Below are 17,714 nucleotides of genomic sequence, written 5' to 3' on the forward strand. Positions count from 1 at the left end.
TTCTTCGGTCGCCTTACGGATGGCTTCCGGCACTTCACGCGCCTTGCCGTGACCGAAGCCGACGCGGCCCTTGCCGTCGCCGACGACCATCAGGGCGGCGAAGGAGAACCGGCGGCCGCCTTTGACGGTGGCCGCAACGCGGTTGATGTGAACCAGCTTCTCGACGATGTCCGAATCCGGACCGTCGACAGCGGGACCGTTGCGATTGTCACGACGGTTGCGATCGTTGCCGCCGCCGCCGCGCTGGGGTTGATGCGCCATGCTTCGCGTCCCTTAGAAGTTCAGGCCGGCTTCGCGCGCGGCTTCCGCCAGCGCCTTGACCCGGCCGTGATAGATGTACTCGCCACGGTCGAAGACGACGTCCTTGACGCCCTTCTCGATGGCGCGTTCGGCGATCAGCTTGCCGATCGCAGCGGCCGCGGCCGTGTCCGACCCGCGCTTGCCCTTGCCGCCTTCCAGCGACGAGGCCGAGGCGACGGTCACGCCTTGGGCGTCGTCGATGATCTGGGCCGAGATGTTCTTGTCCGAACGGTAGACCGACAGACGCAGACGACCGTTGGCGACAGCCTTCAGGCGACGGCGAGTGCGCTCCGAGCGGCGCTTGGCTTGTTGTCGAAGAGAAAGAGCCATGACTTACTTCTTCTTGCCTTCCTTGCGACGGACCTTCTCGCCCGCGTAACGGACGCCCTTGCCCTTGTAGGGCTCCGGCGGACGCAGCTTGCGGATGACCGAGGCGATCTGACCGACGGCCTGCTTGTCCGAACCGAGGATCTTGATCTCGGTTTGCTTCGGAACAGCAAAGCTGACGCCGGCCGGCGGAACGATGTCGACTTCGTGCGAGAAGCCGAGCTGCAACGAAAGGGCGTCGCCCTTCATCGCGGCGCGGTAACCCACGCCGACCAGCTCAAGCGACTTTTCGAAGCCCGTGGTGACGCCGACGACCATGTTGTCGACCAGCGTCCGCGACAGGCCCCACATCGCGCGACCGCGTTGCGTGTCCGACCGCAGGCCCAGCGACAGTTCGTCGCCTTCGCGGGTGACTTCGATTTCTTCGGCGACGGTCCAGGAGCTCTCGCCCTTGGGGCCCTTCACGACGACGGTCTGACCGTCGAGCGTGACAGTCACGCCCTTCGGAACAGCGATGGTTTTCTTGCCAATACGGGACATATCAGTAGACCCTGCAGAGGACTTCGCCGCCGACGTTGGCGTCGCGGGCAGAAGCGTCGGACATGACGCCCTTCGAAGTCGAGAGGATCGAGATGCCGAGGCCGTTCTTGACGGGCTTCAGATCGCCGATCGCCGAATAGACGCGGCGGCCCGGCTTGGACACGCGAGCGATCTCGGCGATGACGGGCTGACCGTCGAAGTACTTCAGCTCGATCTCGAACTGCGGAAACTCACCCGGGTTCTGAACCAGGTTGTAGCCGCGGATGTAGCCTTCGTCCTGCAGCACGTCGAGGACGCGCTGGCGCAGACGAGAAGCGGGGGTCAGCACCTTGGAACGCTTGCGGGTCGCCGCGTTCTTGATGCGAGCGATCATGTCGCTCAGGGGATCGTTGATCATCATGTCTGTTCGCTCCCCTTACCAGCTGGACTTGGTCAGGCCAGGGATCTGGCCCTGGTTGCCGAGTTCACGCAGCGCAATCCGGCTCATCTTGAGCTTGCGATAGAACGCACGCGGACGACCGGTCACTTCGCAACGGTTGCGAATACGGGTCGGCGCGGAGTTGCGCGGCAGTTCAGCCAGCTTCAGGCGCGCATCGAAACGCTCCTCAAGCGGCAGGTTTTCGTCGTTGGCGGTCGCCTTCAAGGCGGCCCGCTTCGCGGCATACTTCGCAACCAGGGCCTTGACGGCTTCGTTGCGGTTTACGGCGCTCTTCTTAGCCATTGTTCTCTTCCCTTCCCGCTCAGTTCTTCACGAACGGGAACTTGAACTCGGTGAGGAGAGCCTTGGCTTCCTCATCGGTCTTGGCCGTGGTGCAGACGATGATGTCCATGCCCCACATCTGGTCGATCTGGTCGTAGTTGATTTCCGGGAACACGATGTGTTCCTTCAGACCGGTGGCGTAGTTGCCGCGACCGTCAAACGACGTGCCCTTCAGACCACGGAAATCCTTCACGCGCGGCAGCGCGATCGTGATGAACCGGTCCAGGAACTCGTACATCTGGTCGCCGCGCAGGGTGACCTTGCCGCCGATGACCATGCCTTCACGCAGCTTGAAGCCGGCGATGGAGTTACGGGCCTTGGTGGCGACGGCCTTCTGACCGGCGATGGCCGTCAGATCCTTGAGGGCGGCGTTCGCCTTCTTGGAGTCCGCGACGGCTTCGCCGATGCCCATGTTCAGGACGATCTTGTCCAGCTTGGGCACCTGCATTTCGTTCGTATAACCGAACTGTTCCTTCAGCACCTGGCGGATGCGCGCCTGGTACTCGCCCTTGAGGCGCGGGGTGTACTTCTCGGTAGCCATCAGATGACGTCTCCCGTCGTCTTGGCGATGCGGACCTTGGTGTCCCCATCGATCTTGAAGCCGACGCGGGTCGCCTTGCCGTTGGCGTCGGCGATCGCGACGTTCGACAGGTGAAGCGAGGCTTCCTTGTTTTTGATGCCGCCCTGCGGGTCAGCCTGGCTCGGGCGCGTGTGGCGCTGAACCATGTTGACGCCTTCAACCAGGACGCGGTTTTCGGTAGGCAGGACCTTCAGCACGTTGCCCGTGCGGCCCTTGTCCTTGCCGGTGAGGACGACGACGCGGTCGCCCTTCTTGATCTTGGCGGCCATGTTACAGGACCTCCGGAGCCAGCGAGATGATCTTCATGTGGTTCTTGGCGCGCAGTTCGCGAGGAACCGGGCCGAAGATCCGCGTGCCGACAGGCTCGTTCTGCTTGTTGACGATGACGGCGGCCGACTTGTCAAAACGAATGACCGAGCCGTCCTTGCGTTGGATGTCCTTGGCGGTGCGCACGACGATGGCGCGAACAACGTCGCCCTTCTTCACACGGCCGCGCGGGATGGCTTCCTTCACGGAGGCGACGATTGTGTCGCCGATCGAGGCGTAGCGGCGCTTGGAGCCGCCCAACACCTTGATGCACATGACCCGGCGGGCGCCCGAATTATCGGCCACTTCCAGGTTAGTTTGCATCTGGATCATAAGATCAGATCCTTCTGATTACGAGGCGGAGGCGTTGGAAAGGACTTCCCAGCGCTTCAACTTGGACTTCGGGGCACACTCGACGATGCGAGCGATGTCGCCGACTTTGAGCGCGTTGGCTTCGTCGTGCGCGTGATACTTCTTCGAAAGACGAACGATCTTCTTCAGAACAGGGTGAAGCAGCGTGCGCTCCACCTTCACGACGACGGTCTTTTCGCCCTTGTCGGACACGACCACGCCTTCGAGAATTCGCTTGGGCATATTCGTTTCCTTACGAGGCCGCACGCTTCTCGCGCAGAAGCGTCGAGATGCGGGCGATGTCTTTGCGCACTTCACCCACGCGGTGGGTTTTTTCCATTTGGCCGGTGGCCGCTTGGAAGCGCAGGTTGAACTGTTCCTTCTTGAGCTTCAGCAGCTCGTCGGACAGTTGATCGGTCGTTTGCGACCGCAGATCGGCGATCTTGGTCATCAGGCGGCTACCTCGACATGGGCGACGCCGGCGTCGATACGGGTCACGACCTTGGTGCGGACCGGCAGCTTGGCGGCGCCGAGACGGAGCGCTTCACGGGCCACTTCGTCCGTCACGCCGTCGATTTCAAACAGGATGCGGCCGGGGTGGCAACGCGCGGCCCAGTGGTCCACGGCGCCCTTGCCCTTACCCATCCGGACTTCGGCCGGCTTGCCCGTGACGGGCAGGTCGGGGAAGACGCGGATCCAGACGCGGCCCTGGCGCTTCATCTGGCGGGTGATCGCGCGGCGAGCCGCTTCGATCTGACGCGCAGTGATGCGTTCCGGCTCCAGCGTCTTCAGGCCGTACGACCCGAAGTTCAGCGAGAAGCCGCCCTTGGCCGAGCCGTGGATGCGGCCCTTGAAGGCCTTGCGGTACTTGGTCTTCTTCGGTTGCAACATGACTTAGTTCTCACGTCCCCGGTCGCGACGCGGACCGCGGTCGCCACGGGGGCCGCCGCGTTCGCGGCCTTCGTTCGAGGACGGACCCGACGCTTCCTGGGCCCAACGCTTGTCCTGGGCCATCGGATCGTGCTCGAGCACTTCACCCTTAAACACCCAGACCTTCACGCCGATGATGCCGTAGGTCGTCTTGGCTTCGTAGAAGCCGTAGTCGATGTCGGCGCGCAGGGTGTGAAGCGGCACGCGACCTTCGCGATACCATTCCATCCGCGCGATTTCCGCACCGCCCAGACGACCCGAGACGTTCATCCGGATGCCCTTGGCGCCCAGACGCATGGCCGACTGCATCGAGCGCTTCATGGCGCGGCGGAAAGCCACGCGACGCTCGAGCTGCTGGGCGATGTTCTCGGCGATCAGCTGCGCATCGGTTTCCGGCTTGCGGACTTCGATGATGTTCAGGTGAACTTCGCCTTCGGTCCGGGCCGAGATGTCCTTGCGGAGCTTCTCGATGTCAGCGCCCTTCTTACCGATCACGACGCCCGGACGGGCGGCGTAGATGGTGATGCGGCACTTCTTGTGCGGGCGCTCGATGATGATGCGCGACACGCCGGCGGCGGCCAGACGTTCCCGCAGCCACTCGCGCAGCTTCAGGTCCTGGTGCAGCAGGCGGGAGTAGTCGGCGCCGGCGGCGAACCAACGGCTGTCCCACGTACGGTTCACGCCGAGGCGCAGACCGATCGGATTGATTTTCTGACCCATCAGGCGGCCTCGCCGGCTTCACGGACCACGATAGTGATCTCGCTGAACGGTTTCAGGATGCGCGACGAACGACCACGAGCGCGGCTCGCGAAACGCTTCATCACCAGGTTCTTGCCCACATAGGCCTCGGCGACGACGAGGTTGTCGATGTCGAGGTTGTGGTTGTTCTCAGCGTTCGAAATCGCCGAATACAGGACCTTGCGGACGTCGGTCGCGATACGCTTACGGCTGAATTCCAGCTCGTTCAGCGCCTTCTGGACCGGCATGCCGCGGATCGATGCGGCGACCAGGCCCAGCTTTTGGGGGCTGATGCGTATGTTGACCAGCTTGGCGCGGGCCTCGGTCGGGGCGACCCGACGAATGTTCTTGGTCTGGGCCATCAGTTACTTCCTTTTGGCCTTCTTGTCCGCCGCGTGACCCGGGAAGTTCCGGGTCGGGGCGAACTCGCCGAGCTTCATGCCGACCATCTCTTCAGAGACCGACACGGGCACATGCTTCTGACCGTTATGGACGCCGAACGTCAGACCGACGAACTGCGGCAGGATGGTGGAGCGGCGCGACCAGGTCTTGATCACGTCCTTGCGGCCCGACGTTTGAACGGCGTCGGCCTTCTTGAGCAGATACCCGTCGACAAACGGGCCTTTCCAGGAGGAGCGGGCCATTCTTAGCGAGCCTTCTTAACGTGGCGGGTACGGATGATGAACTTGTCCGAAGCCTTGTTCTTGCGGGTCCGGGAGCCCTTGGTGTCCTTGCCCCACGGCGTGACCGGGGTGCGACCGCCAGAGGTCCGGCCTTCACCACCACCGTGCGGGTGGTCGATCGGGTTCATGGCGACGCCGCGGACGTGCGGGCGGAAGCCCATGTGACGCTTGCGACCGGCCTTGCCCAGGTTCTGGTTCATGTGGTCGGGGTTCGAAACCGCGCCCACCGTGGCGATGCAGCCGTCCAGGACCATGCGCAGTTCGCCCGAGCCGAGACGGATCTGGGCGTAGCCCTGATCGCGACCCACCAGCTGAGCGTAGGCGCCGGCCGAGCGAGCCAGCTGAGCGCCCTTGCCCGGCTTCATCTCGATGTTGTGGATGATCGTACCCACCGGCATCGAACGAAGCGGCATGGCGTTGCCCGGCTTCACGTCGGTCTTTTCGCCCGCGATCACCGTGTCGCCGGCCTTAAGGCGTTGCGGCGCGATGATGTAGGTCTTCTCGCCGTCTTCGTAGGTCACGAGGGCGATGAAGGCCGTGCGGTTCGGATCGTATTCCAGACGCTCGACCGTGCCGACCATGTCCCACTTACGACGCTTGAAGTCGATCTTGCGGTACAGGGTCTTGGCGCCGCCGCCACGGAAGCGGACCGCGATGCGACCGCCCTGCCCGCGTCCGCCCGACTTGGTCAGGCCTTCGGTCAGCGACTTTTCCGGACGGCCCTTGTGGAGCTCCGAACGGTCGACCAGCACGAGGGCGCGACGGCCCGGCGAGGTCGGATTGTAATGTTTCAAGGCCATCTGATCAGAGCCCCGTGGTTACGTCGATCGACTGGCCGTCGGCCAGGGTCACGATCGCTTTTTTGATGTCGACCCGGCGACCCAGGATACCCCGGAAGCGCTTGGTCTTGCCCTTTTGAACCAAGGTGTTGACCTTCAGGACGTTGACTTTGAACAGGCTTTCGACCGCCGCGGCGATCTCGTCCTTGGTCGCCGTGTCGGCGACGCGGAAGACGACCTTGTTCTGCTCGGACAGGATCGTGGCCTTCTCGGTGATGATCGGCGAGAGGATCGTGTCGTAGTGCTTGGCGGTAGGTTGAGCGGCCATTACGCGGCTTCCTTATCGCTGAAGCGGGCCTCGATCGCCTCGATAGCGGCCTTGGTCAGCACCAGCTTATCAGCCCGCAGGATGTCATAGACGTTCAGGCCGGCGTTCGGCAGCACGTCGATGTGCGGGATGTTGCGTGCGGCCAGGCCGAAGTTCGTGTCGACTTCGGGACCCGCGATGATGAGAGCCTTGGTCCAGCCCAGCTTGCCGAGCGTCTCGCGCAGCGAGGCGGTCTTGGCTTCCTTGACCGAGATGGTGTCCACGATGATCAGGTCGCCGGACTTGGCCTTGGAGGACAGGGCGTGACGCAGAGCAAGCGCGCGGATCTTCTTCGGCAGCGAGAAGCCGTGGTCGCGAACGACCGGACCAAAGGCGCGCGAACCGCCGACGAACTGCGGTGCACGGCGCGAACCGTGACGAGCGCCGCCGGTGCCCTTTTGCTTGTACATCTTCTTACCCGTACGAGAGTTCTCGTTGCGGGTTTGAACCTTGTGCGTACCGGCGCGGCGCTTGGCCAGTTGCCAGTTGACGGTGCGGGCCAGGATGTCGCCGCGGATGTCGGAGATGCCGAAGACGGCGTCCGACAGTTCCACGTCGCCAGCGGCCTTGCCGTCGAGTTGGATGACAGAGAGTTTCATTACGCTTCACCGCCTTCGGTCGCTTCGACGGGGGCTTCTTCAGCCGGGGTCGAGGCGGGTTGAGCAGCAGACTTGCTCGACTTCAGCGCACCCGGGAACGGGGCGTCAGCCGGACGAGCCTTCTTGATGGCGTCACGAACCTTGACGTAGCTGCCGTCATGACCGGGGACAGCGCCCTTGATCAGGATCAGGCCACGCTCGGCGTCCACGCGGACGACGGTCAGGTTCTGAGTGGTGACGGTTTCGGTCCCGTAGTGACCGGCCATCTTCTTGCCAGGGAAGGTCCGACCCGGGTCCTGACGGTTACCCGTCGAACCGTGCGAACGGTGCGACAGCGAAACACCGTGCGTGGCGCGCAGGCCGCCGAAGTTCCAGCGCTTCATGGCGCCGGCGAAACCCTTACCAATGGTCTCGCCCTGGATATCGACCTTCTGACCCACAACGAAGTGTTCAGCCGAAAGCTCGGCCCCCACGTCCAGCAGACCGTCCGCATCGACGCGGAACTCGGTGACATAGGCTTTCGGTTCGACTTCCGCCTTGGCGAAGGTCTCGCGTTGAGCCTTGTTGGTGTTCTTAGCCTTCTTCGTGCCAGCGCCCAGCTGGAGGGCGACGTAACCGTCACGCTCCTGGGTACGTTGGCCGACGACCTGGCAGCCGTCGAGCTGAAGCACAGTGACCGGTACGTGCGCGCCGTCTTCGGCGAACACGCGGGTCATGCCCAGCTTCTTGGCGATCACGCCCGTGCGCATCGGATCCCGCCTCTTTCTACTTTAAATCTTGATCTCGACGTCCACACCGGCGGACAGGTCGAGCTTCATGAGCGCGTCCACGGTCTGCGGGGTGGGGTCGATGATGTCGAGCACGCGTTTGTGCGTGCGGATTTCAAACTGCTCACGCGACTTCTTATCGACGTGCGGCGAGCGGTTCACGGTGAACTTCTCGATCAGGGTCGGCAGCGGAATCGGACCGCGAACGGTCGCGCCGGTGCGCTTGGCTGTATTGACGATCTCGCGCGTCGAGAAATCGAGGACGCGATGATCAAAGGCCTTGAGCCTGATGCGGATGCTTTGATCCATATCGGTGCTTACTTCCAATGCGGTCGGAGGACCGCGTCCCTGTGAACCATTTCAAAGACCGAAGGCCTTCGGGCAAAAAGCCCTCAGGGAACGCAAATCCGCAAAAACGATCGGCCCACGCAGTCGCCTGCGAAGGCCGCTAAAGTCCTGGGTCACTGCAAAGAACAGGGTCTCAGGTCGTTCCTGCGAACCGCGTCTGCATCCGGGGATGCACAGCCGGTCCAACAAGAGTGGGGCTTATGCCTACCGATTCCATTTTCGTCAAGCGGCGAAACCGTGGCGGCGACAGGATTCCGTCAGGCCGGTTCCAGCGTCGCCGCAGCCTTCGAAATCGGCGCAGATCGCCCCGCCTCATCGACCGCCACCATAACGAATTCGGCCACAGCCGACCGCCGTCGGTCGCCGGTCAACAGGGCCTCGGCCCACAGTTCCACCTCTATAGTGACGGAGGAGCGGCCGACCCGCGTGGCGCGCGACGCCAGTTCGATCATGTCTCCTTCTCTTATAGGCGACGAGAAGTCGATGCGGTTCGACGCCGCCATGACCATGACCGCACGCGCCCGTCGCGTGGCGCAGATGAAGGCGGCCTTGCCCATCAGCTTCAGGGCGTCGCCGCCGTACAGGGTGCCATAGTGGTTGGTCCAGGTCGGGAAGACCATCTCGACCGCCCGCAGCCAGCCGTCCCCCAGCGCCTCGTCTTCCGCAGGAAGCGCTGGCAGATCGCCCTGCCCTGCCTCGCGCGGAGCCACCATGTTGAACAAGCCGCGCGTACACAGGCGACGCTCGCCGCTGACCGGCGCCTCGGCCCATAGCTCGACCTCGACCCCCATGGAGGTGCGGCCCACGCGCACCACCCGCCCTGTCGCCTCGACCATTTCGCCGATCCGGGCGGGAGCGGCGAAGTCGATCCGCTCGCAGCCCGCCGTGACCGTGTGCCGCCGCGCATGACGCGCGGCGGCCAGGAAGGCGACCTTGTCCAGGTGCGCCAGACCGACGCCCCCGAACAAGGTGCCGTGGTGATTGGCGTCCCCAGGGAACACCATATCTATAAGTGTGACGCTCACCCGCCGACGGCCTCCCGGCGCGCGGTCTTCGCGGCCGAGACCATATTGGTCAGCGCCGCCTCGGTCTCGGGCCAGCCGCGGGTCTTCAGGCCACAGTCCGGGTTCACCCACAGCCGGTCCGCCGGCAGCTTGCCCGCCGCCGCCGTCAGCAGGGCCGCCATCTCATCCACCGACGGCACGCGCGGCGAGTGGATGTCATAGACGCCCGGGCCGATCTCGGCCGGATAGCGATAGTCGGAGAAGGCGTCGAGCAGCTCCATCCTGGACCGCGAGGTCTCGATGGAGATGACGTCGGCATCCATGGCCCCGATGGACTGGATGATGTCGTTGAACTCGGAATAGCACATGTGGGTGTGGATCTGGGTTTCGTCCCGCACGCCCGAGGCGGTGATGCGGAAACACTCGACCGCCCAGTCCAGATAGGCCGCCCAGTCGGCGCGGCGCAGGGGCAGGCCCTCACGCAGGGCCGCCTCGTCGATCTGGATCACAGCGGCGCCGGCGGTTTCCAGATCGGTCACCTCGTCACGGATGGCGAAGGCGATCTGGCGGCAGGTCTCGCTGCGCGGCTGGTCGTCGCGCACGAAGGACCAGTTCAGGATCGTCACCGGCCCGGTCAGCATCCCCTTCATCGGCCGGTCGGTCAGGGATTGAGCATAGCGCCACCACTCCACCGTCATCGGCTTGGGCCGCGCGACGTCGCCAAAGATGATCGGCGGGCGGACGCAGCGCGAGCCATAGGACTGGACCCAGGCGGCCTTGGTGAAGACGAAGCCGGACAACTGCTCGCCGAAATACTGGACCATGTCGTTGCGCTCGAACTCGCCGTGGACCAGCACGTCCAGACCCAGGTCTTCCTGCCATTTCACTGTCCGCGCCGTCTCTTCGCGCAGGAAGGCGGCGTAAGCGCCGTCGTCGATGACGCCCTTGCCGTGGTCGGCGCGCGCCTTCCGAACCTCGGACGTCTGGGGGAAGGAGCCGATGGTGGTGGTGGGATAGGCGGGCAGGTTCAGCCGCCGCTGCTGCACAGTGCGCCGGATTTCGAAGCTGGAGGTGCGGTTCGACAGGGCCGGGTCGGCGTCAGCGGCGCGCGCCTGGACCTTCGGATCATTGATGCGGGGCGAGGTGCGGCGCGAGGCGACGGCGGCGGTCGAGGCGTCCAGTTCAGCCTTCACCGCATCGCGGCCCTGGTTCAAGGCGCGGGCCAGGGTCGCCAGTTCGGCCACCTTCTGCACGGCGAAGGCCAGCCAGTTCTTGATCTCGGGCTCGAGCGCCGTCTCACGCTCCAGATCGATGGGTGTGTGCAGCAGTGAGCAGGACGGCGCCAGAACCACCCGGCGGCCCGAGGCGACCAGGGGCTCGACCCGGTCCAGCACGGCGTTCAGATCGGCTTTCCACACATTACGGCCGTCGATGACGCCCAGCGACAACACCTGATCGGGACGCAGGGCCGAGGCGATCGGAGCCAGTTGCTCCGGGGCGCGGATCAGGTCGAGGTGCAGGCCATGCACCGGCAGCTTCAACGCCGTGTCCAGATTGTCGCCCAGCGCCCCGAAATAGGGGGTCAGCATCAGCTTGATCGGCGGCGTCACATCGGCCAGCACGCGATAGGCGTGATCATAGGCGGCCTTGGCCTCGTCGCTCAGATCCGTGACCAGGCAGGGTTCGTCCATCTGCACCCAGGTCGCGCCCGCGCGCGCCAGCGATCGCAGCACCTCGGCATAGACCGGCAGCAGACGGGGAAGCAGGCTGAGGACGTCGAAGTCGCCCCCGCGCGTCTTGCCCAGCAGCAGATAGCTGACCGGCCCCAGCAACACAGGCCGCGTGTCGATTCCCTGGCCCTTGGCTTCCAGATACTCGTCCAGGACCTTGGTCGAGCCCAGTCCGAAGACCTGGTCGGCGGTGAACTCGGGCGCGAGATAATGGTAGTTGGTGTCGAACCATTTGGTCATCTCCATCGCCGGCACGCCCTCGCCGCCGCCGTGGACATGGCCGTGTTCGCAGACCTGGGCGTCGCCTCGCGACCCTCTAGCCATGGCGAAATAGGTCGCCAGATCGACCCGATCTCCGCTCCAGCCATAGGCGGCGGGCACAGCCCCGACCATGGCGGTCAGGTCCAGCACCTGGTCATAAAGAGAGAAGTCGTTCGACGGCACGATGTCGGCGCCCAGATCGCGCTGACGGGCCCAGGTCAGTGCGCGCAGGTCGGCGGCGGTGGACAGCAGGGCGTCCGCATCGATCTTGCCGGCCCAATAGGCCTCAAGCGCGGTCTTCAGTTCTCTCTTGGGGCCGATGCGGGGAAAGCCGAGGGTGGCGACCTGGACGGTGTGGCGGGTCATGACATTCGAAACCTGTGTTGTGGCCAGGTTTCGGACAGGGTCGCGCGGACGCCGACGCGGACGTGCAGGGTCCGGCGGCGCGCATGCGGCCTGACCGGACACCCCGCCGGAGGACGTTATCTGTCGGGGCAGGTCTCCTGGCTCACGGGTCGACGCCTCGGGTCCGGCCTTCCCGGCGCGAACGCCAGTGACACGAGATGGACCCTCGACTCGCCGCTTACAGTTGCGGGGGCAGCGCCGGTTTCACACCGGCTTCCCTCTTAGCTCCACGCGATCCGAAGACCGCGTGCAGACCACGACTCCGGCACATGAGCGCAAGGACGCACGGCCGTCAATACATATAAGGATATGCTTATATGATTATGTGATTGCCGGCCATTAACCCCTTGCCGCAGGAAACGCCTGCAAGTGACACATTCCGACCACAAGGCGTGGCGAATGGGCCACATGTCAGTTTCAAGACACTTATGTAACGACGGTTTATTGCTCAGCTTTGGCCGCCGACTGGTAGCAGCCGCCCTCTCCGGACCCCCATCCGGGCACAGACTGCTAAGGACAAAAGAAAATGAAGACGATCCTCCTCGCCTCGGCCGCCGCCGCCACCCTGTTCGCCGCCCCGGCCTTCGCCCAGGACGCCATCGGTTCGGTCGGCGTCACCTATTCCAACCCGTCGTTCGACACCGGCGCCGATGACGCCGACGCCGACGTCTGGACCGTGGACGGCACGGTCGCCCTGCCGGCCGCCGACTGGACCGTGACCCTGAACGGCGCGATCGACTACACCAAGGCCTATGGTGAAGAAGACACCACCGGCGCCGCCGCCGCTCACCTGACCAAGATGTGGGCCTCGGACGTCCGCGCCGGCGCCTTCGTCGCCGCCAACGGCATCGGTACGGGCAACGACACCATCTGGACCGTCGGCGCCGAAGCCCAGAAGTACCTGTCGAACGCGACCCTGACCGGTCAAGTCGCCTACACCACGTCGGACGACAGCGACGCCGACATCTGGACCGTCGGCGGCGACGCCGCCTTCTATGTCATGCCGAACCTGCGTCTGAACGCCGGCGTCAGCTACAACAACGTCGATCTGGCCGGCAGCGATCTGGACGCCTGGACCTACGGCGTCGGCGCCGAGTACGAAATCGAGAACACCCCGTTCTCGGTCGGCGCTTCCTACACCCGCGCCGACATCGACTCGCTCGACGTCGACACCTGGTCGCTGGGCGTTCGCTACAGCTTCGGCGGCGGTCTGCAAGCGCGTGACCGCGCCGGCGCAAGCCTGGGCGTCACGTCCATCGTCAGCGCCCTGGGCGGCCTGTAAGCAACGGCCTCCCTTACGGGATGAGAAGAGCCCCGGCGGAGCAATCCGCCGGGGCTTTGTCTTGTCTGGCTCGACGCACGAAAAAGGCCCCCGGGGTTCCACGACCGGGGGCCTCTCCTCTCGCGGCGAGATACGGGTCTTAACGCCCGATATGAAGCGTCCCGGACCCGACGACGGAGCGGGACACGGAGCCTGTGGCGGCGGCGACGCGGACGTCGCCCGAGCCGGCGATGGCGACGCTGAGGTCGCGGGTGGTTCCGCCGTAGCGGACGCCGCCGGACCCGCCGATGGCGACCGACAGCTTGTCCATCCGCCCCTGGCGGACGTTCACCCCGCCTGAGCCGCCGATGGAGATGTCGCCCTGACCATTGGCGCCGGCGACCTCCACATTGCCCGAACCGCCGACAGCGACCTTGAGGTCGCCGGTGCCGCCGGCCGAAATCGAGCCCGATCCGCCCACGCTGGCGTCCAGCGTCCGCGATGTCCCGGCCCGGATCGAGCCCGAACCGCCGACGCCCAGTTCAAGGTCGCCGTCCACATTGGCGATGGTCCAGGCGCCGCAGCCGCCGCTGTCCAGTTCGACCGAGCGCGCGCCGCGGCCCACGGCGCCGAAGACGGCGCCCCCGGCGCTGACATCCACGTTCCGCGGCGTGCGCAGGATGATCAAGGGGGCGTCCTCCAGCCGGATGCGCCCCAGGTCGCGCACCTCGACCGTCGCGCCCTGGCCGGGCTGGGCGGCGTCGGCGCGGCCGGGGTTGCAGTTGCGAATGGCGGTGTTGCCGCCCCAGAAGCCATTGCGGCGAAGTCCGCCGTCGATCTCCACGTCGCGGCCGTTGCGACGCACCTGTACGGCCGGCAGCCGTGACCGGCCCTGCGTCACCTCGACGGCGATGTCCGAGCGATCCTCGACGATGACGACCACGCGCGCCACGGCGTTGCGGATCTCGACTTCGCCTGCCGAGGCGGGCGCGGCGGCGGCCAGACCCGTCAGGGCGGCGACGGCGGCAGCGGCGATCAGAGCGGTTTTCATGGAGGTGTTCCCTTTCCCGACTATGAGGAAAAGGTGCGCCCTGGCCGCCCGCGAGTCATTTTAACTCGAGGTCATGAACTCGAATTAACGGGCGGCGCTCAATGCGCCCGCCCCGTCTTCAGCCCCGACCTCGGGTTGGAAGTCGCGCTCGAAGGTCGCGATTTGGCTCTTCATCGCCCCGACTCGTTTCAGAGCCAGCGACGCGACCCAGCGCGCCGCCAGTTCCGGCGTCGCCATGCCGTCGGTGTAGCGCGGCCGACCGCCCCGGCTGCGGATCACGGCGTTGGTGAACAGCGCGCCGTTTCGGAACCGCGACGGCCAGGTCTGGAAATCCATCGACAGGCTGACGCAGAACCGATCCAGGTTCTCCACCCGGTGCGGCGCGTACAGCGGCCAGGTCAGGGCGCGGCCGGGCTCCAGGTCCATGACCTGGGCCTCGTTCTCGAACGCCAGATCATAGGGCAGTTCCTCCGTCGTCTGGCGCGCGACGACCTGTTCCATGCTGCGCTCGGGCAGATGCCGCTCGTCGCCCGGATAGACGAACAGCCGCTTGCGCCCGCGCAGGTGAAACAGCACCACCCCCGCCGCATCGAAATGATAGGGCACCCGCGCCTTGGGCGAGGACAGGATCAACTGGCCCGCGTTCCGCACCGCTCGCAGGCCCGGATAGGTCGCCTGGATGGCGGCGAAATCCTTCATCGCCGCAGCCCACAGCTCGGGCCAGGCCGTCTCGACCCCGCGCAGATTGACCCAGAGCCGCCCCTGTTTGATCGCCTCCAACAGGTCCTCGCCCGACAGCCGCCCACGCGCGCCGGTGCGCAAGGACACCTGGCCCGCGTCGTCGTAGTCGTACAGGTTGATGTCGAACAGTTCGGCCGGATATCGGTCCAGCACGGCGGCCAGGGCGGCGTCCTCGGCGAAGCCCTGTTCGACCAGGCTGTGCGGATGGGTCTTGGCCTCGGCGATGGGGCCGGGATAGCGGGTGCGGCGGTCGCTCATGATCGTATCCTCAGACATGGGCGACACGCGCGGGCGTCTTCTTGCGGGCGGCGGCCTTGCTGACGGCGGACCGAACCGCGACGGCCGCGCCGCGCAGGCGCCCGACCGGCGAGGCCTCGCAGGCCTCGATGGTGGACCAGCGACGGCGCAGCGACGCCCGCAGCGCCTCGCCGCGACCGCCCGCCTTGTCCAGCACGCCCACCGCTGCGTCGCCCAGGGCCTGGGTCAGGCCGGGCCGCATCACAACCGCCTCGCGCACCGTCTGGCGGGCGTTGACGAAATACTTCTTGTAGCTCTCGCCCTCGAACCCGAAGTCGAACACCCGGAATCCCTCGGCCGAGGCCAGGCGCATGGTGTCCATGCTCAGCAGTATCCCCGGCGAGCAACGGGCCAGGCTGGGCTCATAGACCGGGAACCAGAAATGATAATGCCGGCCGGCATGGAGCGAGAACTCGATCGCCACCAGCTTGTCCCCGGCATGCATGGCCGCCATCGAGGCTCCGAAGTCGGGCCGGGGATCCGCCATCAGGGCGTGGAGCAGGTCGCGCGTCCAGCCGCAGGCGAAGATGTCGTGCAGGCCCGAGCGGCGATACTGCGCCGCCTTCAGGTCGATCAACTGATCCAGCAGGGCCGGGTCGTGCAGGCCGCGTTCGACCCGAACGGGGCCCAGTTCGGCCTCCAGGCTGCGACGGGCCCGTTCCTTGTCCTTGAAATATTTGCCGAAGGTCGAGCGACGTTCAGCGTACCAGGCGTCGAAGCCGGGATCCGGCATGACGACCTGAACCGTCTCACGCGCCTGGCCCGTCTCGGCCGCACCGATCCAGCCGGGGACGTTCAACCGACGCGCATGAAGCAAATGCGCCACCTGTTCCAGGGTGATGGTCTCGCCCTCGGCGGCGATCACGCCGTGATAGTCGTTCATCGGCGCGCCCAGCGGCTGCACCGATCCACCGCGTTTCTGATGCGGGAAGAAGCCGACGACCCGACCGCCGCGCCGAAACACGGCCACGGCCGCGCCCGGACAGACGCAAGCGGCGATCTGCGTATAGTCCCAGCGGAAATAGGGACTGGTCAGGGCCGGATTGGTCGCCGTCCAGTCGCGCCACAGGGCGATCGCGGCGGCGTCCAACGCCTCCGCCTTCATGATCTCCACCTGTAGCGTATCAGCCATCCGCGTCCCCATCCGTCCCTATAGAGCAAGGGTCGTTCCAGACTTTAACCCTGCCCCCTGCCCCGTTTCGGTACGGTTCATCGGCATGGTGAACAGGATGATATCGCCGCACCAGGGAGCCGCGCCGGCCGGCGCGCGTTCCACCTTTCGGAGACCTGCTCCGTGAGGAACCTGACATGACAGACGCACGCCCCGAAGAGCGGCCCGACGATCGCTCGGTTGAGAATGAAAATCTGCGTAAGGACCAAAACGGCGAACCGCCGCGTCCCGCGACCGAACCCAAGGGGTCGGAAGGCTCCAGCAACTCGGGCGAAACGGCGACGGATCCCGCGACGGGCGAAGAGAACTGAGTCTAGGCCCGCCCGCCCTCCTCTATCGCGTCCGAAAGCTTCTTAATGAACCGCCGTTTCGCCTGCCTCGCCTCCGGTCTTTCTATCCTGACCCTGGCCGCCTGTTCCCCGCCCGCCGACAATGACCGAGAGTCGGCGACGCCCCCCGCCGCCGAAGTCGCACAGTCCGGCCCACTGTCGCGCGACGCCATCGAAAACAGCGCCTATTCGCCGCCCGCTCCCGACGCGCCCGCGACGACGGCGCAAAATCCGGCTCAACCGGAACCCGCCCTGATCCGCGCCCAGGTCCTGCTGGAACGGGCGCGCTTCTCCCCCGGCGCCATCGACGGACTGGCGGGCTCGAACATGCGTCAGGCGATCTCGGCCTTCCAGGAGGCGCAGGGTCTGCCCGTCACCGGCGAACTGGACGCCGACATCATGGGCCGGCTTCGCGCCGTGGGGATCGGCGCCGTGACCTCGACCTATCGGATCACCCAGCAGGACGTGGCCGGCCCCTATATCGGCGTAGTTCCGACCGATCTGGTGGCCCAGAGCGAGGCGGCCGCCATGGGATACGCCAATATCGTCGAGGCCCTGGCCGAACGGTTCCACGTGACTGAGAGCCTGCTGCGGGCGATGAATCCGGGCGCAGACTTCAACCGTGTCGGTCAGCCCCTGCTTGTTCCGGCGGTGAACACCACGCCCCTGCCCGCCGAGGTGGATCATATCGAGGTCGACAAGGCCGAGGGGTCGGTCAAGGCCTTCGCGGCTGACGGCAAGCTGATCGCCTATTTCCCGGCCACCATCGGCAGCGGCGACAATCCGACGCCGACCGGCACGGTCAAGGTCAACGGCGTCGCCCGCAATCCCGACTACACTTATGATCCCTCCAAGCTCAGCTACGGCGACGTGGGCCGCAAGGTGGTGGTGAAACCAGGACCGAACAATCCGGTCGGCGTGGTCTGGATCGACCTGAACAAGCCCAGCTACGGCATTCACGGCACGCCCGACCCGCATCTGGTCGGCAAGACCGCCTCGCACGGCTGCGTCCGCCTGACCAACTGGGACGCCTGGATGCTGGCCGACAAGGTCAAACCGGGCGTGACCGTGCGGTTCACCTGATCCCTG

The 17,714-nt window shown here is 65.5% G+C and carries 26 protein-coding genes, 1 pseudogene and 1 riboswitch; of the genes and pseudogenes, 3 read left to right on the plus strand and 24 right to left on the minus strand.

What is annotated here, in order from left to right; all coding sequences use genetic code 11:
• The 21 genes and pseudogenes from Q7J26_RS15355 to metE all read right to left on the minus strand — a co-directional run.
• Positions 1–261: pseudogene (locus Q7J26_RS15355) on the minus strand (30S ribosomal protein S5); the annotation flags it as partial.
• Positions 262–273: 12 nt separating this feature from the next.
• Entirely contained in the window at positions 274–630 is a 357-nt protein-coding gene (rplR, locus tag Q7J26_RS15360; protein WP_154726238.1) for a 50S ribosomal protein L18, read from the minus strand.
• Positions 631–633: 3 nt separating this feature from the next.
• On the minus strand, positions 634–1,167 hold the full coding sequence (rplF, locus tag Q7J26_RS15365; protein ID WP_287928802.1) for a 50S ribosomal protein L6: 534 nt from the start codon (positions 1,165–1,167) through the stop codon (positions 634–636).
• 1 nt (position 1,168) lies between these two features.
• Positions 1,169–1,567 (minus strand): 30S ribosomal protein S8, encoded by a 399-nt coding sequence (gene rpsH, locus Q7J26_RS15370; RefSeq protein ID WP_008262310.1) that lies wholly within the window; start codon positions 1,565–1,567, stop codon positions 1,169–1,171.
• Positions 1,568–1,582: 15 nt separating this feature from the next.
• Complete coding sequence (gene rpsN, locus Q7J26_RS15375; protein WP_008259854.1) at positions 1,583–1,888, minus strand: 30S ribosomal protein S14; 306 nt, start codon at positions 1,886–1,888, stop codon at positions 1,583–1,585.
• Positions 1,889–1,907: 19 nt separating this feature from the next.
• A complete protein-coding gene (rplE, locus tag Q7J26_RS15380; RefSeq protein ID WP_183194943.1) occupies positions 1,908–2,468 on the minus strand; it encodes a 50S ribosomal protein L5 in 561 nt (186 codons plus the stop codon).
• Complete coding sequence (gene rplX, locus Q7J26_RS15385) at positions 2,468–2,776, minus strand: 50S ribosomal protein L24 (protein ID WP_008263379.1); 309 nt, start codon at positions 2,774–2,776, stop codon at positions 2,468–2,470. The genes rplE and rplX overlap by 1 nt, the downstream gene beginning before the upstream one ends.
• A 1-nt stretch (position 2,777) precedes the next feature.
• Positions 2,778–3,146: a 50S ribosomal protein L14 gene (gene rplN / locus Q7J26_RS15390; RefSeq protein WP_003164378.1), complete on the minus strand. Its 369-nt coding sequence runs from the start codon at positions 3,144–3,146 to the stop codon at positions 2,778–2,780.
• 18 nt (positions 3,147–3,164) lie between these two features.
• Positions 3,165–3,407 (minus strand): 30S ribosomal protein S17, encoded by a 243-nt coding sequence (gene rpsQ / locus Q7J26_RS15395; protein WP_008262472.1) that lies wholly within the window; start codon positions 3,405–3,407, stop codon positions 3,165–3,167.
• A 10-nt stretch (positions 3,408–3,417) separates the two neighbouring features.
• Positions 3,418–3,615 carry a 50S ribosomal protein L29 gene (gene rpmC, locus Q7J26_RS15400; protein WP_008263673.1) on the minus strand — a complete coding sequence of 66 codons (198 nt, stop codon included), beginning with the start codon at positions 3,613–3,615 and terminating at the stop codon, positions 3,418–3,420.
• Positions 3,615–4,055 (minus strand): 50S ribosomal protein L16, encoded by a 441-nt coding sequence (rplP, locus tag Q7J26_RS15405; protein ID WP_008259917.1) that lies wholly within the window; start codon positions 4,053–4,055, stop codon positions 3,615–3,617. Before rplP ends, rpmC begins: the two co-directional genes overlap by 1 nt.
• A 3-nt stretch (positions 4,056–4,058) precedes the next feature.
• Positions 4,059–4,814: a 30S ribosomal protein S3 gene (gene rpsC, locus Q7J26_RS15410; RefSeq protein WP_183194940.1), complete on the minus strand. Its 756-nt coding sequence runs from the start codon at positions 4,812–4,814 to the stop codon at positions 4,059–4,061.
• Positions 4,814–5,194 (minus strand): 50S ribosomal protein L22, encoded by a 381-nt coding sequence (rplV, locus tag Q7J26_RS15415; RefSeq protein ID WP_183194939.1) that lies wholly within the window; start codon positions 5,192–5,194, stop codon positions 4,814–4,816. The genes rpsC and rplV overlap by 1 nt, the downstream gene beginning before the upstream one ends.
• Positions 5,195–5,197: 3 nt before the next feature.
• Positions 5,198–5,476, minus strand: coding sequence for a 30S ribosomal protein S19 (gene rpsS, locus Q7J26_RS15420; protein ID WP_008262211.1), 279 nt, complete (start codon positions 5,474–5,476; stop codon positions 5,198–5,200).
• A 2-nt stretch (positions 5,477–5,478) separates the two neighbouring features.
• Positions 5,479–6,315: a 50S ribosomal protein L2 gene (gene rplB / locus Q7J26_RS15425; RefSeq protein ID WP_304937257.1), complete on the minus strand. Its 837-nt coding sequence runs from the start codon at positions 6,313–6,315 to the stop codon at positions 5,479–5,481.
• Positions 6,316–6,319: 4 nt separating this feature from the next.
• Entirely contained in the window at positions 6,320–6,622 is a 303-nt protein-coding gene (locus Q7J26_RS15430; RefSeq protein WP_304937258.1) for a 50S ribosomal protein L23, read from the minus strand.
• Positions 6,622–7,260 (minus strand): 50S ribosomal protein L4, encoded by a 639-nt coding sequence (gene rplD, locus Q7J26_RS15435; protein WP_304937259.1) that lies wholly within the window; start codon positions 7,258–7,260, stop codon positions 6,622–6,624. Before rplD ends, Q7J26_RS15430 begins: the two co-directional genes overlap by 1 nt.
• A complete protein-coding gene (gene rplC, locus Q7J26_RS15440) occupies positions 7,260–8,009 on the minus strand; it encodes a 50S ribosomal protein L3 (RefSeq protein ID WP_183194937.1) in 750 nt (249 codons plus the stop codon). Before rplC ends, rplD begins: the two co-directional genes overlap by 1 nt.
• A 21-nt stretch (positions 8,010–8,030) precedes the next feature.
• Positions 8,031–8,336, minus strand: a complete 306-nt coding sequence (rpsJ, locus tag Q7J26_RS15445) for a 30S ribosomal protein S10 (RefSeq protein ID WP_105563630.1) — start codon at positions 8,334–8,336, stop codon at positions 8,031–8,033.
• A 296-nt stretch (positions 8,337–8,632) separates the two neighbouring features.
• Positions 8,633–9,400, minus strand: coding sequence for an acyl-CoA thioesterase (locus Q7J26_RS15450; RefSeq protein ID WP_304937260.1), 768 nt, complete (start codon positions 9,398–9,400; stop codon positions 8,633–8,635).
• On the minus strand, positions 9,397–11,736 hold the full coding sequence (gene metE, locus Q7J26_RS15455; RefSeq protein WP_304937261.1) for a 5-methyltetrahydropteroyltriglutamate--homocysteine S-methyltransferase: 2,340 nt from the start codon (positions 11,734–11,736) through the stop codon (positions 9,397–9,399). Before metE ends, Q7J26_RS15450 begins: the two co-directional genes overlap by 4 nt.
• A 109-nt stretch (positions 11,737–11,845) precedes the next feature.
• Positions 11,846–12,038, minus strand: a riboswitch (cobalamin riboswitch).
• A gap of 263 nt (positions 12,039–12,301) precedes the next feature.
• Here metE and Q7J26_RS15460 point away from each other — a divergent pair.
• On the plus strand, positions 12,302–13,057 hold the full coding sequence (locus Q7J26_RS15460) for a porin (protein WP_304937262.1): 756 nt from the start codon (positions 12,302–12,304) through the stop codon (positions 13,055–13,057).
• A 139-nt stretch (positions 13,058–13,196) separates the two neighbouring features.
• On the opposite strand, the gene Q7J26_RS15465 is transcribed toward Q7J26_RS15460, so the two are convergent.
• The 3 genes from Q7J26_RS15465 to Q7J26_RS15475 all read right to left on the minus strand — a co-directional run bounded on the left by Q7J26_RS15465 (position 13,197) and on the right by Q7J26_RS15475 (position 16,257).
• Positions 13,197–14,087 (minus strand): DUF2807 domain-containing protein, encoded by an 891-nt coding sequence (locus Q7J26_RS15465; protein ID WP_304937263.1) that lies wholly within the window; start codon positions 14,085–14,087, stop codon positions 13,197–13,199.
• 84 nt (positions 14,088–14,171) lie between these two features.
• The gene (locus Q7J26_RS15470; RefSeq protein WP_304937264.1) at positions 14,172–15,086 is read right to left on the minus strand and encodes a transcriptional regulator; all 915 of its coding nucleotides are present in this window, start codon (positions 15,084–15,086) and stop codon (positions 14,172–14,174) included.
• Between the two features lie 10 nt (positions 15,087–15,096).
• On the minus strand, positions 15,097–16,257 hold the full coding sequence (locus tag Q7J26_RS15475; protein WP_304937265.1) for a GNAT family N-acetyltransferase: 1,161 nt from the start codon (positions 16,255–16,257) through the stop codon (positions 15,097–15,099).
• A gap of 176 nt (positions 16,258–16,433) precedes the next feature.
• Between Q7J26_RS15475 and Q7J26_RS15480 the strand changes: the two genes are divergently transcribed.
• Positions 16,434–16,607 carry a hypothetical protein gene (locus Q7J26_RS15480; RefSeq protein WP_304937266.1) on the plus strand — a complete coding sequence of 58 codons (174 nt, stop codon included), beginning with the start codon at positions 16,434–16,436 and terminating at the stop codon, positions 16,605–16,607.
• Positions 16,608–16,652: 45 nt separating this feature from the next.
• Positions 16,653–17,708: a L,D-transpeptidase gene (locus tag Q7J26_RS15485; protein ID WP_304937267.1), complete on the plus strand. Its 1,056-nt coding sequence runs from the start codon at positions 16,653–16,655 to the stop codon at positions 17,706–17,708.
• Positions 17,709–17,714: the final 6 nt, after the last annotated feature.

It is taken from the genome of Brevundimonas sp. (assembly GCF_030656255.1).
In the GTDB taxonomy this organism is placed as follows: Bacteria; Pseudomonadota; Alphaproteobacteria; order Caulobacterales; family Caulobacteraceae; genus Brevundimonas.

Bases quoted from the DNA above. Each gene is read 5' to 3' on its own strand.
- rplR (WP_154726238.1), bottom strand. From the start codon at position 630: ATGGCTCTTTCTCTTCGACAACAAGCCAAGCGCCGCTCGGAGCGCACT.
- rplF (WP_287928802.1), bottom strand. From the start codon at position 1,167: ATGTCCCGTATTGGCAAGAAAACCATCGCTGTTCCGAAGGGCGTGACT.
- rpsH (WP_008262310.1), bottom strand. From the start codon at position 1,567: ATGATGATCAACGATCCCCTGAGCGACATGATCGCTCGCATCAAGAAC.
- rpsN (WP_008259854.1), bottom strand. From the start codon at position 1,888: ATGGCTAAGAAGAGCGCCGTAAACCGCAACGAAGCCGTCAAGGCCCTG.
- rplE (WP_183194943.1), bottom strand. From the start codon at position 2,468: ATGGCTACCGAGAAGTACACCCCGCGCCTCAAGGGCGAGTACCAGGCG.
- rplX (WP_008263379.1), bottom strand. From the start codon at position 2,776: ATGGCCGCCAAGATCAAGAAGGGCGACCGCGTCGTCGTCCTCACCGGC.
- rplN (WP_003164378.1), bottom strand. From the start codon at position 3,146: ATGATCCAGATGCAAACTAACCTGGAAGTGGCCGATAATTCGGGCGCC.
- rpsQ (WP_008262472.1), bottom strand. From the start codon at position 3,407: ATGCCCAAGCGAATTCTCGAAGGCGTGGTCGTGTCCGACAAGGGCGAA.
- rpmC (WP_008263673.1), bottom strand. From the start codon at position 3,615: ATGACCAAGATCGCCGATCTGCGGTCGCAAACGACCGATCAACTGTCC.
- rplP (WP_008259917.1), bottom strand. From the start codon at position 4,055: ATGTTGCAACCGAAGAAGACCAAGTACCGCAAGGCCTTCAAGGGCCGC.
- rpsC (WP_183194940.1), bottom strand. From the start codon at position 4,814: ATGGGTCAGAAAATCAATCCGATCGGTCTGCGCCTCGGCGTGAACCGT.
- rplV (WP_183194939.1), bottom strand. From the start codon at position 5,194: ATGGCCCAGACCAAGAACATTCGTCGGGTCGCCCCGACCGAGGCCCGC.
- rpsS (WP_008262211.1), bottom strand. From the start codon at position 5,476: ATGGCCCGCTCCTCCTGGAAAGGCCCGTTTGTCGACGGGTATCTGCTC.
- rplB (WP_304937257.1), bottom strand. From the start codon at position 6,315: ATGGCCTTGAAACATTACAATCCGACCTCGCCGGGCCGTCGCGCCCTC.
- Q7J26_RS15430 (WP_304937258.1), bottom strand. From the start codon at position 6,622: ATGGCCGCTCAACCTACCGCCAAGCACTACGACACGATCCTCTCGCCG.
- rplD (WP_304937259.1), bottom strand. From the start codon at position 7,260: ATGAAACTCTCTGTCATCCAACTCGACGGCAAGGCCGCTGGCGACGTG.
- rplC (WP_183194937.1), bottom strand. From the start codon at position 8,009: ATGCGCACGGGCGTGATCGCCAAGAAGCTGGGCATGACCCGCGTGTTC.
- rpsJ (WP_105563630.1), bottom strand. From the start codon at position 8,336: ATGGATCAAAGCATCCGCATCAGGCTCAAGGCCTTTGATCATCGCGTC.
- metE (WP_304937261.1), bottom strand. From the start codon at position 11,736: ATGACCCGCCACACCGTCCAGGTCGCCACCCTCGGCTTTCCCCGCATC.
- Q7J26_RS15460 (WP_304937262.1), top strand. From the start codon at position 12,302: ATGAAGACGATCCTCCTCGCCTCGGCCGCCGCCGCCACCCTGTTCGCC.
- Q7J26_RS15465 (WP_304937263.1), bottom strand. From the start codon at position 14,087: ATGAAAACCGCTCTGATCGCCGCTGCCGCCGTCGCCGCCCTGACGGGT.
- Q7J26_RS15470 (WP_304937264.1), bottom strand. From the start codon at position 15,086: ATGAGCGACCGCCGCACCCGCTATCCCGGCCCCATCGCCGAGGCCAAG.
- Q7J26_RS15475 (WP_304937265.1), bottom strand. From the start codon at position 16,257: ATGGCTGATACGCTACAGGTGGAGATCATGAAGGCGGAGGCGTTGGAC.
- Q7J26_RS15480 (WP_304937266.1), top strand. From the start codon at position 16,434: ATGACAGACGCACGCCCCGAAGAGCGGCCCGACGATCGCTCGGTTGAG.
- Q7J26_RS15485 (WP_304937267.1), top strand. From the start codon at position 16,653: ATGAACCGCCGTTTCGCCTGCCTCGCCTCCGGTCTTTCTATCCTGACC.